The following is a 13,515-nucleotide window of genomic DNA, read 5'->3' on the forward strand; positions in this document are numbered from 1 at the left end:
TCGGCGTCAGCCCCTGGACTGGGCCGGATCCGCACTGCGGGGATAGGTACGCTCTTCCTCGATACGGCCGTCGCTGGTGTGGATCTTGACGCTGCCAGTCTTGCCATCCAGGTATTGCGCCGCCTGGTGGACGATGGCGTCCTTGGTCGACGCCTTGAGCAGGGCACGATCGCCATGTTCCTCCTTGAATTCCCAGCCGGTGTCGGTGGGTAGGATGTGGTAGTTCTGCATCTGGTCTCCCTGGGGCCGCTGGCCCACGCCTGGTCTTGGGTTGCACCTGTTTCGACCCGCGTTCGCCCGAGAACATTCGAGCGAAGCGGTTGGACCAGGTAGCCAGTCTCAGCCCTGCAGATAGACCACCTGGGTATGGGTGTACTCATAGAGGCCGTGCTTGCCATCGGCGCCGCCGATGCCGGATTTGCGCACCCCGGCGTGGTAGCCCTGCATGGCTTCGAAGTTTTCCCGGTTGATGTAGGTCTCGCCGAAGTCGATCTCGCGCATGGCGTGCATGGCCTTGCTCAGGCTGCGGGTATAGACGGAGGAGGTGAGGCCGTATTCGCAGTCGTTGGCCAGGGCGATGGCTTCGTCGAGATCGTCCACCACCTGGATCGGCAGCACCGGCCCGAAGATCTCCTCGCGCATGATCGGCATGTCCGCGCGACAGTCCGCCAGCACCGTGGGCTGGAAGTGGAAGCCGCGACCCAGGTCGGCGCGACTGCCACCGGTGACCAGGCGGGCGCCCTGGCCAAGGGCGGCGTCGACCTTGGCCGCCACCTTGTCCAGGCCGGCGGCGTTGATCAGCGGTCCCATCTCCACGCCGGTGTCGGCCTGGGGGTCGCCATAGCGGGTGGCGGCCATGGCGCGGCCGATGCGCTCGATGAAGTCCTCGGCCACCGCGCGTTCCACATAGACCCGCTCGGCGCAGTTGCACACCTGCCCGGTGTTGATGATGCGCGAGTCACGGATCGCCCGGACCGCCAGGTCCAGGTCGGCATCGGCCAGGACGATGGCCGGCGCCTTGCCGCCCAGCTCCAGATTGAGCTTGGTCAGATTCGGTGCGGCAGCGGCCATGATCCGCGAGCCGGTGCCGACGCTGCCGGTGAAGCTGACCATGTCGATGCCGGCATGGGCACTGAGCTGGCCACCCACGGCGCCGGCGCCGCTGACCAGGTTGAACACCCCGGGCGGCAGGTCGGTCTCGGCCACCAGGCGGGCGAATTCGTGGGCATTGATCGGGGTTTCTTCGCTGGGCTTGATGACGATGGTGTTGCCGGTCATCAGCGCCGGCGCCAGCTTGCGGGCGATCAGGAAGAAGGGGAAGTTCCAGGGCAGGATGCCGGCCACCACGCCCAGCGGCTTGCGCAGGAGAAAGATCTGCTCGTCGGGCCGGTCGCTGGTGATGATCTCGCCTTCGATGCGCCGCGCCCACTCGGCCATGTAGTCGAGGTAGTCGGCGGTGAAGTTGACCTCCACCTCGGCCAGGCCGTGGATCTTGCCCTGTTCGGCGACCAGGGTTTTGGCCAGCCGCGGCGCCTGCTCGCGCAGCTTGGCGGCGATGCGTCTGAGGTAGCCGGCCCGCTCGATGGCCGGTTTGCGGGCCCAGGGCTTCTGGGCACGACGGGCGGCGGCGATGGCCTGGTCGACGTCCTCGCGACTGGACGCGGGTACCCGGGCCAGGGCCTCGCCAGTGGCCGGGTTGTGGACGAGAAAGTCCTCGGCGGCCGCCAGGAAGCGGCCATCGATGTAGTTCTGGTAAAGCGGCAGATCGGCCATGGCGGACTCCGGGTCAGTAGGTGCGAGAGGGCGCCTGGGGCGCTTCGAGGGGGCGATAGCGGGCCAGGTTGGCCAGCGCCGCCTGGCGGAACAGGCTGATGTCGATGCCGACGGCGACGAACTGGCAACCCCAGTCGCGATAGCGCCGGGCATCGTCTTCCTGGGGCGCCAGGATCCCGGCCACCTTGCCGGCCGCGCGGGTGGCATCGATGGCGGCGCGGATACGTGCCTGCACCTCGGGGTGGCCCGGATTGCCGGCATGGCCGAGGCCGCTGGAGAGGTCGGCCGGGCCGACGAAGACGGCGTCCACGCCCTCCACCGCGGCGATCTCGGCGACGTTGTCGCTGCCCAGCCGCGATTCCACCTGGACGATCAGGCACAGCTCGCGATGGGCGTTGTGCAGGTAGTCGGGTACCGCGTCCCAGCGCGTGGCGCGGGCCAGGCCGCCGCCAACACCTCGGATGCCGTGGGGTGGATAGCGCATGGCCCGCACCAGGGCGCGAGCCTGGTCGGCGGTCTCCACCATGGGCACCATCAGCGTCTGCACGCCGATGTCGAGCAACTGCTTGATCAGCACCGCGTCACCGGTGACGCAGCGCACCACCGGCGCCGTGGCATAGGGCGCCACCGCCTGCAACTGGGCGAGGATGCTGGGCACCGTGTTTGGGGCGTGCTCGCCGTCGATCAGCAGCCAGTCGTAGCCGGTGCCGGCGGCGATCTCGGCGGCATAGCCGGTGGCGAAGCCGGCCCAGAGGCCGTAGAGGGTATCGCTGCCCGTGAGGCGGGCCTTGAAGGGATTGCGAGGCAGGTCCATGACGGTCGTCTCCAAAGGGGTCAGGAAGGGGTGTCCGGCAGGCGGACCAGCAGCCCATAGCTCAGGGCGCCGGCCACCGCGACCGCGGCGGCGATGCCGAGGGCGAGGCCGAAGGAGCCGGTCTGCTGGACGATCATGCCGGTGATGACCGGGGCGAAGGCGCCGCCGAAGTAGCCACCGAAGTTCTGGATGCTGGCCAGCGAGGCCACCTGGTGCGAGGGCACCGCGACGCTGACCAGCGACCAGGTGCCGGCCACTGCCACGTTGAGGCTGAACAGTGCCAGGCTGAAGCAGAGGATGACGCTGCCGATGCCGGTCACCCCGGCGCTGCACAGGGCGAACAGCCCGGCCGCCGCCAGACCGCCGCAGATCGGCAGCTTGCGACTGAAGGCCAGGCTGCGCCCGCTGCGGGTCAGGCGATCCACCAGCAGGCCACCGCCGATCACGCCACAGGCGCCGGCCAGGAACGGCAGGCTGGCGACCCAGCCGGCCTGGGACAGGGACAGGTGATGGACCCGTTCCAGGTAGGCCGGCAGCCAGGTCAGGAACAGCGACAGCATGTAGATGATGCCCACGTAGCCGATCACCACGCCCCAGGTCAGGCGGCGGCGGAACAGCCCCAGCCAGTCGGCGAAGGTCAGCCGCTGGCCGGCGTCCTGGGGTGGCAGGCCGGCGTCCAGGTGCGCCCGCTCCGCGGCGTCCAGCACCACCTGCACCCGGTCGCGATAGCTCAGGTACCAGAGCGCCGCCACGGCAACGCCGAGCACTCCCATGGCGATGAACATCTGCCGCCAGCCCAGCCACAGCAGCAGCGCAGTGAGGATCGGCTGGGAGATCGCCGGCCCCAGCGAGGACGACAGGTTGAAGATGCCGGAGGGCAGGCCGCGCTCGCGCACGTTGAACCACTCGCTGACCACCTTGGCGCCGGCCGGGAATTGCGGCGCCTCGCCGATGCCCAGGCCGATGCGGGCGAGGATCATCAGGTGCAGGCTGCCGAGCAGCCCGAGCACGCCCTGGGCGAGCGACCAGAGGCAGATGCCCAGGCCCAGGGTCAGGCGCGCGCCGAAGCGATCCAGCAAGCCGCCGATGGGCAACTGGGCGAAGGCATAGGCCCAGGCGAAGGCCGACAGCAGCAGGCCCATCTCGGTCGGCGTGAAGCCCAGCTCGCCGCTGATGGTCTGGTTGGCGATGGCCAGGGTGCTACGGTCCAGGTAGTTGACGAAGCCGGCCAGTACCAGCAGCGCCAGGGCGATCACCTGGACCCGCTTGAGGCGAGCGCTCTTGGGTGGCAGCGGCGTCGCCGCGGGACGCGCATCCGGCACGGGTGCCGCCAGGGTGTCTTGGGTCGCTTTCATTCAGCCCTCCCGGGCAACGCCTCAGTGGCGATAGGGACGTTCCAGGGCGCACTCCGGATTGAGGCGCACCCCGAAGCCGGGCCGGTCCAGTGCCGAGGCGCGCATGCGGCCCCGCACCGGGACGGGTTCGTCGAGCAATTGCGGATGGAACATGGGCACCACCTCGTCGGCCTTGGGCGCCATCATCAGGAACTCGGCGAAGGGACTGTTGGTGCGAGTGATGACGAAGTGGTAGCTGTAGACCGAGGAGCCGTGGGGTACCACCAGGGCGTTGTGGGCATCGGCCAGCGCCGAGATGCGGATCAGCTCGGTGAGGCCACCGCACCAGCCGACATCTGGTTGCAGGATGTCGCAGCAACCCATCTCCAGCAGCAGGCGGAAGCCCCAGCGGGTGGCCTCGTGCTCGCCGGTGGTGACCAGCATGCCCTTCGGCACGTTGCGCCTGAGTTCGGCATAGCCCCAGTAGTCATCCGGCGGCAGCGCCTCCTCGATCCACTTGAGGCCGTATTGCTGGGCGCCCTGGGCCAGGCGGGTGGCGTAGTTGAGGTCCAGGCTCATCCAGCAGTCGAGCATCAGCCAGAAGTCGTCGCCGACCCGCTCGCGCATCGTCGCCAGGGCCTCCAGGTTTTTGCGCAGGCCTTCCTCGCCCTCGGCCGGGCCGTGTTGCAGCGGCAGCTTGCCGCCAATGAAGCCCATTTCCTTGGCCAGGTCCGGCCGGGCGCCGGTGGCGTAGAACTGCAGTTCGTCACGCACGGCGCCGCCGAGCAACTGGTGCACCGGTTCCTGGCGCAGCTTGCCGAGCAGGTCCCAGAGCGCGAGATCCACCCCGGAGAGGGTGTTGAGCACGATCCCCTTGCGCCCGTAATAGAGGGTGGAGAGGTACATCTGGTCCCAGATCTTCTCCAGGTCGGTGACCTTGGCGCCCTCCAGGAAGCGCGCCAGGTGCCGCTCGACGATGAAGGCACCCAGCTCGCCGCCGGTGGTGACGGCGAAGCCCACGGTGCCGTCGCTGGCCTCGACTTCCACCACCAGGGTGCCCAGTACGTTGATGCCGAAGCTGCGGCGGCTCTGGCGATATTCCGGGTACTTGGCCATGGGCGTGGCGATGTGGTCGTCGATCCAGTGGCCGTCGCCCTGATCGTGATAGTCGGCGCCACCGCCGCGGAGGGTGTGGGCGCGCACCTGCTTGATGGTGGGTAGGGTCATGGCGAAGCTCCCTTAATGACTGGGCGTGAGCTGGGGTTGGGGATCGGCCTGGTCGCGGCGGCGCAGGCCGAGGATCAGGGCGGCGGCCACCAGGGTGGTGCCGGCGAGCAGATAGAGGCCGGCGCCGGGGTGGGCGAAGGTCGTCTCGGCCCAGCGCTTGGCGAGGGGGGCGATGAAGCCGCCGATGGCGCCGCAGGTATTGATCAGGGCGATGCCGCCCGCGGCGGCGCTACCGCGCAGCTGATCGGACGGAAAGGTCCAGAACAGCGGCTGCACCGCGATGAAGCCGGCGGCGGCAAAGCACAGGGCGAGCAGCGCATAGAGCGGCGAGAAGGTCACCGAGGCGGCGATGCCCAGGCCGGAAATGGCCAGGGTGGCGGCCGCGGTGCGGCGGCGTTCGCCGGTGCGATCCGACCAGCTGGGGATCAGCCAGGCGGCGAGCAGGGCGCACACCCAGGGAATCGCCGAGACCAGGCCGACCAGCAGCCCGACCTTCTGCCCGAGCAGCCCGGCCACCTGGGTCGGCAGGTAGAAGACCACGCCATAGACGCTGGCCTGGATCAGCAGGTAGATGCTGCACAGCAGGAGGATGCGCGGCTGACCGAGCAGGCGCAGCAGCCCGCCGTGGTGCGGCTTGGCGGCGTCCTCGGCCTCCAGCGCCTGTTGCAGCGCCTGCTTTTCCGCGTCGCTCAGCCAGCGGGCATCGCGCGGCCGGTTGTCCAGGTAGAACCAGGCCCAGACACCCACCAGGCTGGCCAGCACCCCTTCGACCAGAAACATCCACTGCCAGCCATGCAGACCGCCGAAGCCGTCGAATTCCAGCAGCAGGCCCGACAGCGGACTGCCGAAGATGAAGGCCAGGGGCGCGCCGAAGTAGAAGAAGCCCAGCGCCCGGGCGCGGTAGCGCGAGGGGAACCAGTAGGTGAGGTAGAGGATGACGCCAGGGAAGAAGCCGGCTTCGGCCACGCCGAGCAGGAAGCGCAGCACATAGAAGGCGGTCGCCGTGTGGGCGAACATCATGGCGGCGGAGATCAGGCCCCAGCTGACCATGATCCGGCACATCCACAGTCGGGCGCCGACGCGGTGCATGATCAGGTTGCTGGGTATCTCGAGAAAGGCGTAGCCGACGAAGAAGACCCCGGCGCCAAAGGCGAAGGCCGCGTCGGAGATGCCGGTATCGGCCTGGAAGGCGACCTTGGCGAAACCCACGTTGGCCCGGTCGAGAAAGGCCATGACGTACATCAGCAGCAGGAAGGGCAGCAGGCGCCGGGTGACCTTGGCGACCAGCCCCGGTGACAGGGTGGTGTGCATGGCGATCTCTCTTGTTGTTGTGATTCGGCCACGGCTCAAGGTAGTCGCAGTTGCAATGCCTGGATAATCGCTTTTTGTTTAGGACCGATACCCTTAAGGTATCGGTACGCGTCGGCGGCCTGGCCAGAGCCATCGAGCCCTGCCGGCCGCGTCCGCTCGCGCCACCAGGATGCCGCCGATGAACGCTTCCCCCCATGCCCGCGCGCTGTTTGGTCGGCTGCGCTACAAGCATCTGCTGATGCTGGTGACCCTGGCCGGGACCCGCAATCTGCACCGCGCCGCGGAAGCCCTGCACATGTCGCAGCCGGCCACCACGCGGATGCTGCAGGACGTGGAGGAAGCCTTTGGCTGCGTGCTGTTCGAGCGTCAGGCGCGGGGACTGACACCCACGGCGCTGGGCGTGGAGATCATCGAATTCGCCCGGCGTGCCCTCAATGGCCTGGATCGCTGCGCCGAAGACCTCGATGCGCGCCGCTCCGGCGGTTATGGGCATCTGGCGGTGGGGGCCATCATGGGTGCCTTGCCCGATCTGGTGGTGCGCGCCATCGCCGCGAGCAAGGCGCGCCAACCCGGCCTGCAGTTGCGCATCCTTGGTGATACCAGCGACCAGCTCACCGAACTGCTGGAACAGGAGCGGATCGATGTGGCCATCGCCCGTTTCACCCAACCTGCCGATCTCGGTCGCTTCACCTTCGAGCCGCTGGGCAACGAGCATCTGGCGGTGGTGGTCCGTACCGGGCATCCCCTGACCGATCGCGCGCCACCCGACCTGGCCGAGCTGGTGGCGGACTGGCCCTGGATCCTGCAGCCCGAAGCCAGTCCGGCCCGGGTGGCGCTGGAGGCGGCCTTCGCCCGGCGCCAGCTGCCACCCCCGGCCGACGTCATCGAATGTGGCTCGGTGTTCGCCATGCTGCAGCTGGTGCAGATCACCGACGCCATCCTGGTGCTGACCGAGGCGGTGGTGCGCGATCACCTGCGTACCGCGCTGGTGGTCTCGCTCGACCTGGAAATCACCGAACCCCTGACACCCTTCGGGATCCTGCTGCGCACCGGCCAGGTACCCAGCGCGGCGCTGGAGGGCTTTCTTGGCCTGCTCAGACGCCAGGCCGCGGGCACCACCGTCTGAGCGCCGTCCTAGCTTGCGCCGTCGCCCTTGTATGGCGAGAAATATTTTCGCTGTCCCTGTTGTTTCTTCCCTGCTAAATCAGTATCTTAGCGCCCGCTGGTGCCGAGAACCCCGCTGAACGGGTTCTCGGCAAAGGCCAGCAGGATGCCGCAAGGCTTCCATGCGCAGCGGTAGTTCAGTCGGTTAGAATACCGGCCTGTCACGCCGGGGGTCGCGGGTTCGAGTCCCGTCCGCTGCGCCACATACCGCCCGTGAGCTCTGCCTCGCGGGTAACGAAAGAAGCGGCCCTAGAGGCCGCTTTTTTTCGTCTTGCATTTTTGTCGCCAAGTCTTGCCGCCGGGAAACCCCAACGCTTCGGTAGCCTCCAATGGCTATCATCGATGCGCGGGAATGGCCATGAAGATCGCCTGTCTGGGTTGGGGTTCATTGATCTGGAAGGCGGCGGAATTGCCGGTCGCCTCGGACTGGTTCGTCGACGGACCCTGGTTGCCCATCGAATTCGCCCGGGAGGGCGACAGCGGCGAGTTGGCCACGGTCATCTGCGAGGGCGTGGCCGAGGTCCAGGTGCTCTGGGCCTATCTGGCGGTCGACACCCTGGATGAGGCGCGCGAAGCCTTGCGCGAGCGCGAAGGGGTACCGCGGGAACAGCTCGAATGCATCGGCAGCTGGCCAAGCGGCCCGCACTCGCCGTTCCAGCAGCGCATCGCCGCCTGGGCCGCGGAGCAGGGTGTCGATGCTGTGGTCTGGACCGCCTTGCCACCGCGCAGCGGCGGCCTCAATCAGCGCATGCCTACGGCGGAGCAGGCGCTCGACTACCTGCGCAAACTCGACCACGAGCGGCAGGCGCATGCGCGAGACTATATTCGCCGGACGCCGGTCACCATAGACACCGAATACCGGCGGGTAATAGCGCGGACGTTCAACTGGCAGCCCGTGCCCGAGGCGCAACCAGATCTGGATGCATCCGCCTGAGGGGTATGCCAGAGCGCTTCGCGAAGTCAAAACCTTCACGTTTCGCCAACTTCTGCATGCTTATGCAGTTGAACTGGGGGTTTGTATCCCCTTGGCAGCTCTTCGATGGATTCGGTTACTGGACGGTTACTTGCGAAGATGCCTCTCAGGACCTTGTTGGCGTCAATTCTCCGGCTTGGCTTAAGGTTTTCTTAATATGCAAACTTGCCGTCGCAAGAAGTGCTCGCTATTTTTTCAAAAGGATTACTTGTCACTGGCATCCGGGGCATCAATCCTTTATCTTCGCGTGCAACTTTCGCTTGCGGGCGAAGTTTCCAGTAGCCTTTTCAGATAGTCGCCAGGAGTGCCCATGTCCCGCCTCGCCGAATTCCGTGCTGCCGAAGAGCAACTTCGCGCCCAACTGCAACTGCTCGAAGATCTCAAGCAAGACAGTTCCCTGCAGAAAGAAATCGAGTTCGAAAGTAAGCTCCAGGCGCTGATGGATGAATATCACATGAACCTGGGTGATATCATCGGCATTCTGGATCCCAACGCTGCCCCCAAGCACAAGGCGCAGACGCCGCATCCGGAAAAGCCGGCTGGCAAGCGTCGTCCGCGCAGCACCAAGCGTTATCAGCATCCCAAGACCGGCGAAATCATCGAAACCAAGGGCGGCAATCACAAGTTGCTCAAGGCCTGGAAAGCCGAACACGGCGCCGATACCGTGGAAGGTTGGCTGCAGTAACGCCTTGCCTGGATTTCGGTCGGTAGCTGCGCAAGGCAGACCTATCGACCGGAATCCTTTTCCCGCTGCTGCACTCTTGGCGGATCCTGCAATCTCGCCACATTCAAGCCCATACCAGGGACGATGGTTTTTCTGGCCTATCTCTAACCGCGGCTGCCACTGCATTCATCATATCTTTTAATTCCCCGCGCGTTCATAAGGGAGGCCAACGCCAGCCGGACTTATGTTGATGGTCAAGGACGGGGTCATGATGGGGACGCTGGCTTATTTCCGCACTGGGCGAGCGGCATTCAGCCCAGGACGGCTAACCTTCGACGCGCAGGCGATAACCCACGCCGGGTTCCGTGACGATATAGCGCGGCGCCAGCGGATCATCCGCCAACTTCTGCCGAAGATGGCCAACCACGATGCGCAGATAATGACTGTCTTGCGCATGGGTCGGCCCCCAGATATCGATCAGCAATTGCCGCTGGGTCACCACTCGTCCCGGATGGTGGGCGAGGGCGGCCAGCACGGCGTATTCCTTGCGCGTCAGGGCCACTTCGCTGCCGCCCAGCGTGACCCGCCGATAGGCGAAGTCCACTCGCAGATTGCCAACCTCCAGCGCCGCGGCCTGCTGGGTCGCCGTGGTCGGGGTCTGCCGCAGCAGGGCGCGACTGCGGGCCAGGAATTCCTGGATACCGAAGGGCTTGGTCACGTAGTCGTTGGCGCCGGCATCCAGGGCGCGCACCTTCTCGCGCTCGTCCGCCCGCACCGACAGCACCAGCACCGGGACCGTGGACCATTCGCGCAGGTCGACCAGCACATCCTGACCGTCACGATCGGGCAGGCCCAGGTCGAGGATGACCAGATCCGGCTGGCCCAGCGCCGCCTGGGCCAGGCCTTCGGCGCCGGTGGCGGCTTCGCTGACCTGGTAGCCCTGGGCCGCCAAGCTGATGCGCAGGAATTTGCGGATCTGGGGTTCATCGTCGATGACGAGGACGTGAGCGGGCATCTGAGCGGGTTCCACACGAGAAGGCGTCATCATAGCCGCAGCGCTTGCCGGGTGGCCTGGCCTTATTCGGCCGGGGGGGCGGGCAATGGCAGGTGCATACGCAGTGTGGTGCCGCGCCCGTCGAGGCCGTCTTCCACGCTGACCCGTCCGCCATGGGCGCCGACCATGCCCTGGCAGATCGCCAGCCCCAGACCGGTCCCCTGGCCACCCCGATCGCCGCGCGCGGCGGTATAGAACATGTCGAAGATCCGCGTGCGGTCCTCGGGTGGAATGCCCGGGCCTTCATCGGCCACGGCCATCTGCAGCTCATTGTCCTGGCGCAGCAGGCTGATTTCCAGCCGTCCGCCGGGTGCGGAGAAGCGGATGGCGTTCTCCAGCACATTGACCAGCGCCTGCTCGATCAGCGCCGGATGAACCCAGAGCAGCGGCAGCCCCGGCTCGATCCGGGTGGCTACCCGCAACCCGGTCATTAGCGGCTGCAGGCGTTGCAGGGCGCTGGCCAGGATGTCGCCAGGATCGACCCAGTCCCGCGCCAGCTGCAGGCTGCCGTGGCCCAGGCGGGTCATGTCGAGCAGATTCTGGATATAGCGATCGAGGCGTTCGGCCTCCTGGCGGGTGGCGTCCAGCAACTCCTGGCGATCGCTGGCGGGAATGGCTTCACCCAGGGTCGCCAGCGCATCGATGGAGCCGCGCATCACCGTTAGCGGCGTGCGCAGGTCATGGGACACCGAGGCGAGCAGGGCGCTGCGCAGCTGTTCGGTCTCGCCATGCAGGCGCGCGGCTTCCAGATCCTCGCTGAGGCGTACCCGCGCCAGGGCCTGGGCCAGCGGCTGCGCCAGACTGGCCAGCTGGCGACGCTCGGCGTGCTCCAGCGGCTGGGCATCGTCGCGCCGTACGCCGAGGACGGCCAGGCTGCCACCCTCGCCTAGCAGCGGCCACCACCACCAGCCACCGGAGGGCAGGGTGTCGGTGCCGCACCCGGCCGGCTTTTCCTGCTTCCAGGCCCATTCGGCGGCGATGCGTTCGTGGTCGGCCAGGAGCAGATCGCCCGGCTGGGTCAGCAGCTGCCCCGCCTTTTCCGGCAGCAGCAGGCAGATGTGGCGAGTCGCATCGCCCAGTTGCTTGAGGGTGACGCTGACCACCGCCGGACGATCGCTGGCGGCGCTCAGCTGGCGGGTGAAGTCCAGCAGCGCCAGGGTCTCGCGCTGGGTCCGGCGCAGTGCCTGCAGCTGGCGACGCTGGCGGGCGGCCAGGTCACCGGTGAGCAGGGCCATCAGCAGGAAGAAGGCCAGGGTGAGGACGTCCTGCTCGCGGTTGATGGTCAGCGAGAAGGCCGGCGGGATGAACAGGAAATCATAGGCGAGAAAGCCCAGCAGGGCGCAGAACAGCGCCGGGCCGCGGCTGCTGCGCACCGCCACCAGCAGGACGGCCGCAAGAAAGACCAGCGAGATATTGGGCAGTTCCAGCAGCCCGGACAGGCCCTCGGCGATGGCCGCGGCCACGGCGGTGGCCAGGACGGCGGCGCCATAGGGACCGGGCCTGAGCGCCCGGCGCGGCCGGGCGGCGGGCGGCGCGTCGCGATCCAGATCGAGGATGGCGATCTCCAGCCCCTGGGCCAGGCGCAGCAGGCGACTGGCCAGACGGCGCCGCAGGCTGAAGCCGCGCGGACGGCCGCGACCGATCAGCAGCACGCTGGCGCGCTGGTCGCGGGCATGGCGGACCAGGGCGCGGGCCGGATCGCTGTCGCGCAGGGTCAGCACCTCGCCACCCAGGCGTTCGGCCAGCCGCTGGCTGGCCTGGAGGTTGGCGCGGGCGGTATCGTCCAGCGGCCGGCCGGTATCGACGTGGACCAGGGTCCAGGGCAGGTGGCGCTGGTCGGCGAGACGGCTGGCATGGCGCACCAGGCGCTCTGCCGAAGGCGCGGTGCCGGCACCGACGATGAGGCGCCCCAGCAGCGGTGGCGCGGCCTGGCCCTGCTGGCGATATCTCAGGGCGAGCGCCGAGTCCACCTGGGCAGCGGCGGTGCGCATGGCCAGTTCGCGCAGGGCGGTCAGATTGGTCTGGCTGAAAAAGGCATCGATGGCCGCGCGCGCCTGCTCGGGCACATAGACCTTGCCCTCGCGCAACCGCTCCAGCAGTTCTCGCGGCGGCAGGTCGATGAGCACCAGGTCATCGGCATCGAGCAGCACCTGGTCCGGCACCGTCTCGCGCACCTGGACGCCGGTGATGTCGCGCACCTCGTCGTTGAGGCTTTCCAGGTGCTGGACATTGACCGTGGTGTAGACGTGGATGCCGGCGGCGAGCAGGTCTTCGACGTCCTGCCAGCGCTTGGCATGGCGACTGCCGGGGGCGTTGCTGTGGGCCAGTTCGTCGACCAGCACCAGTTCCGGCGGATCGGCCAGCAGGCCTTCCAGGTCCAGTTCGGTGAGCTTGAGGCCGCGGTGCTCGACCCGCCGCAGCGGGTGCTGCGGCAGGCCGGCGAGAAGGGCGGCGGTTTCCCGCCGCCCATGGGTTTCGACGATCCCGGCGCGCACCCGGCGGCCCTGGCGCAGCGCGGTCTGGGCTGCCTGCAGCATGGCGTAGGTCTTGCCTACGCCAGGCGCCGCCCCCAGGAAGACCTTGAGGCGCCCGCGGCCTTCGCGGTGTTCGGCGAGCAGCGCCTCGGCGCGCCCGGTGCTGTCGGTCATGGAGCCAGTTCCGCGAGGGCCAGATTGAGAAGCAGGACATTAACCGTTGCCGGGCCGAAGCGCGAGGTGCGCGTCTGCTCGCTCACCAGGGCGTCCAGACGCTCCGCGGCCAGGCCGCGCGCGGCGGCGACGCGGGCGATCTGATAGCGGGCGCCGGCCGGGGTAAGGTCCGGATCGAGGCCGCTGGCGGAGGTGGTCACCAATTCCTGCGGCACCGGGCCCTGGCCGGCCATCTGAACGTCGGGCAGCGTCTTCTCGATCCGTTCGCGCAGCCCCGGCGCCGATTGGGCCAGGTTGCTGGCGCTGCTGGAGACGGTGGCGTAGTCGCCGGCCGAAGGGCGCGGCTGGAACCACTCGGGGCCGGTGAATTTCTGGGCGATCAGGCGCGAGCCGAGGACGCTGCCGTCGGCGCGCTGGATCAGGCTGCCACCGGCCTGGTCGGCGAACAGCACCTGGCCGAGCACCGTCACCAGCAGCGGGTAGGCGCCCCCGGTCAGGGCGCTGAGCAGCAGGAGCATCAACACGGCGGAACGCAATTGCATGAGCATGGCGG

Annotated in this window: 12 protein-coding genes and 1 tRNA gene; 4 read left to right on the plus strand and 9 right to left on the minus strand. The window is 67.8% G+C overall.

What is annotated here, in order from left to right:
* Nucleotides 1–6: 6 nt before the first annotated feature.
* The 6 genes from PVZ77_RS08485 to PVZ77_RS08510 all read right to left on the minus strand — a co-directional run bounded on the left by PVZ77_RS08485 (nucleotide 7) and on the right by PVZ77_RS08510 (nucleotide 6,459).
* Nucleotides 7–231 (minus strand): DUF2188 domain-containing protein, encoded by a 225-nt coding sequence (locus PVZ77_RS08485; protein WP_273807158.1) that lies wholly within the window; start codon nucleotides 229–231, stop codon nucleotides 7–9.
* 108 nt (nucleotides 232–339) lie between these two features.
* Nucleotides 340–1,773 (minus strand): aldehyde dehydrogenase, encoded by a 1,434-nt coding sequence (aldA, locus tag PVZ77_RS08490; RefSeq protein ID WP_273807159.1) that lies wholly within the window; start codon nucleotides 1,771–1,773, stop codon nucleotides 340–342.
* Nucleotides 1,774–1,786: 13 nt separating this feature from the next.
* On the minus strand, nucleotides 1,787–2,587 hold the full coding sequence (locus tag PVZ77_RS08495; protein ID WP_273807160.1) for an HpcH/HpaI aldolase/citrate lyase family protein: 801 nt from the start codon (nucleotides 2,585–2,587) through the stop codon (nucleotides 1,787–1,789).
* Nucleotides 2,588–2,607: 20 nt separating this feature from the next.
* Nucleotides 2,608–3,942 carry an MFS transporter gene (locus PVZ77_RS08500; protein WP_273807161.1) on the minus strand — a complete coding sequence of 445 codons (1,335 nt, stop codon included), beginning with the start codon at nucleotides 3,940–3,942 and terminating at the stop codon, nucleotides 2,608–2,610.
* Nucleotides 3,943–3,963: 21 nt separating this feature from the next.
* A complete protein-coding gene (rhmD, locus tag PVZ77_RS08505; protein WP_273807162.1) occupies nucleotides 3,964–5,148 on the minus strand; it encodes an L-rhamnonate dehydratase in 1,185 nt (394 codons plus the stop codon).
* Nucleotides 5,149–5,160: 12 nt separating this feature from the next.
* Entirely contained in the window at nucleotides 5,161–6,459 is a 1,299-nt protein-coding gene (locus tag PVZ77_RS08510; protein ID WP_273807163.1) for an MFS transporter, read from the minus strand.
* Nucleotides 6,460–6,637: 178 nt separating this feature from the next.
* Here PVZ77_RS08510 and PVZ77_RS08515 point away from each other — a divergent pair, with 178 nt between their 5' ends.
* From PVZ77_RS08515 to PVZ77_RS08530, 4 genes are all read left to right on the plus strand, one after another.
* Nucleotides 6,638–7,585 (plus strand): LysR family transcriptional regulator, encoded by a 948-nt coding sequence (locus tag PVZ77_RS08515; RefSeq protein ID WP_273807164.1) that lies wholly within the window; start codon nucleotides 6,638–6,640, stop codon nucleotides 7,583–7,585.
* 164 nt (nucleotides 7,586–7,749) lie between these two features.
* Nucleotides 7,750–7,826 (plus strand) — tRNA-Asp (locus PVZ77_RS08520).
* 155 nt (nucleotides 7,827–7,981) lie between these two features.
* A complete protein-coding gene (locus tag PVZ77_RS08525) occupies nucleotides 7,982–8,557 on the plus strand; it encodes a hypothetical protein (protein WP_273807165.1) in 576 nt (191 codons plus the stop codon).
* Nucleotides 8,558–8,906: 349 nt separating this feature from the next.
* Nucleotides 8,907–9,281, plus strand: a complete 375-nt coding sequence (locus tag PVZ77_RS08530) for a histone-like nucleoid-structuring protein, MvaT/MvaU family (RefSeq protein WP_007158514.1) — start codon at nucleotides 8,907–8,909, stop codon at nucleotides 9,279–9,281.
* A gap of 304 nt (nucleotides 9,282–9,585) precedes the next feature.
* Here the strand turns inward: PVZ77_RS08530 and PVZ77_RS08535 are convergent, their stop codons facing one another.
* From PVZ77_RS08535 to kdpC, 3 genes are all read right to left on the minus strand, one after another.
* Nucleotides 9,586–10,275 carry a response regulator gene (locus PVZ77_RS08535; RefSeq protein ID WP_273807166.1) on the minus strand — a complete coding sequence of 230 codons (690 nt, stop codon included), beginning with the start codon at nucleotides 10,273–10,275 and terminating at the stop codon, nucleotides 9,586–9,588.
* A gap of 62 nt (nucleotides 10,276–10,337) precedes the next feature.
* On the minus strand, nucleotides 10,338–12,962 hold the full coding sequence (locus tag PVZ77_RS08540; protein ID WP_273807167.1) for a sensor histidine kinase: 2,625 nt from the start codon (nucleotides 12,960–12,962) through the stop codon (nucleotides 10,338–10,340).
* Nucleotides 12,959–13,510: a potassium-transporting ATPase subunit KdpC gene (gene kdpC / locus PVZ77_RS08545; RefSeq protein ID WP_273807168.1), complete on the minus strand. Its 552-nt coding sequence runs from the start codon at nucleotides 13,508–13,510 to the stop codon at nucleotides 12,959–12,961. The genes PVZ77_RS08540 and kdpC overlap by 4 nt, the downstream gene beginning before the upstream one ends.
* Nucleotides 13,511–13,515 lie beyond the last annotated feature (5 nt).

This window comes from Pseudomonas sp. SHLD1, assembly GCF_028640935.1.
GTDB classification, from domain to species: Bacteria; Pseudomonadota; Gammaproteobacteria; order Pseudomonadales; family Pseudomonadaceae; genus Chryseomonas; species Chryseomonas aestiva.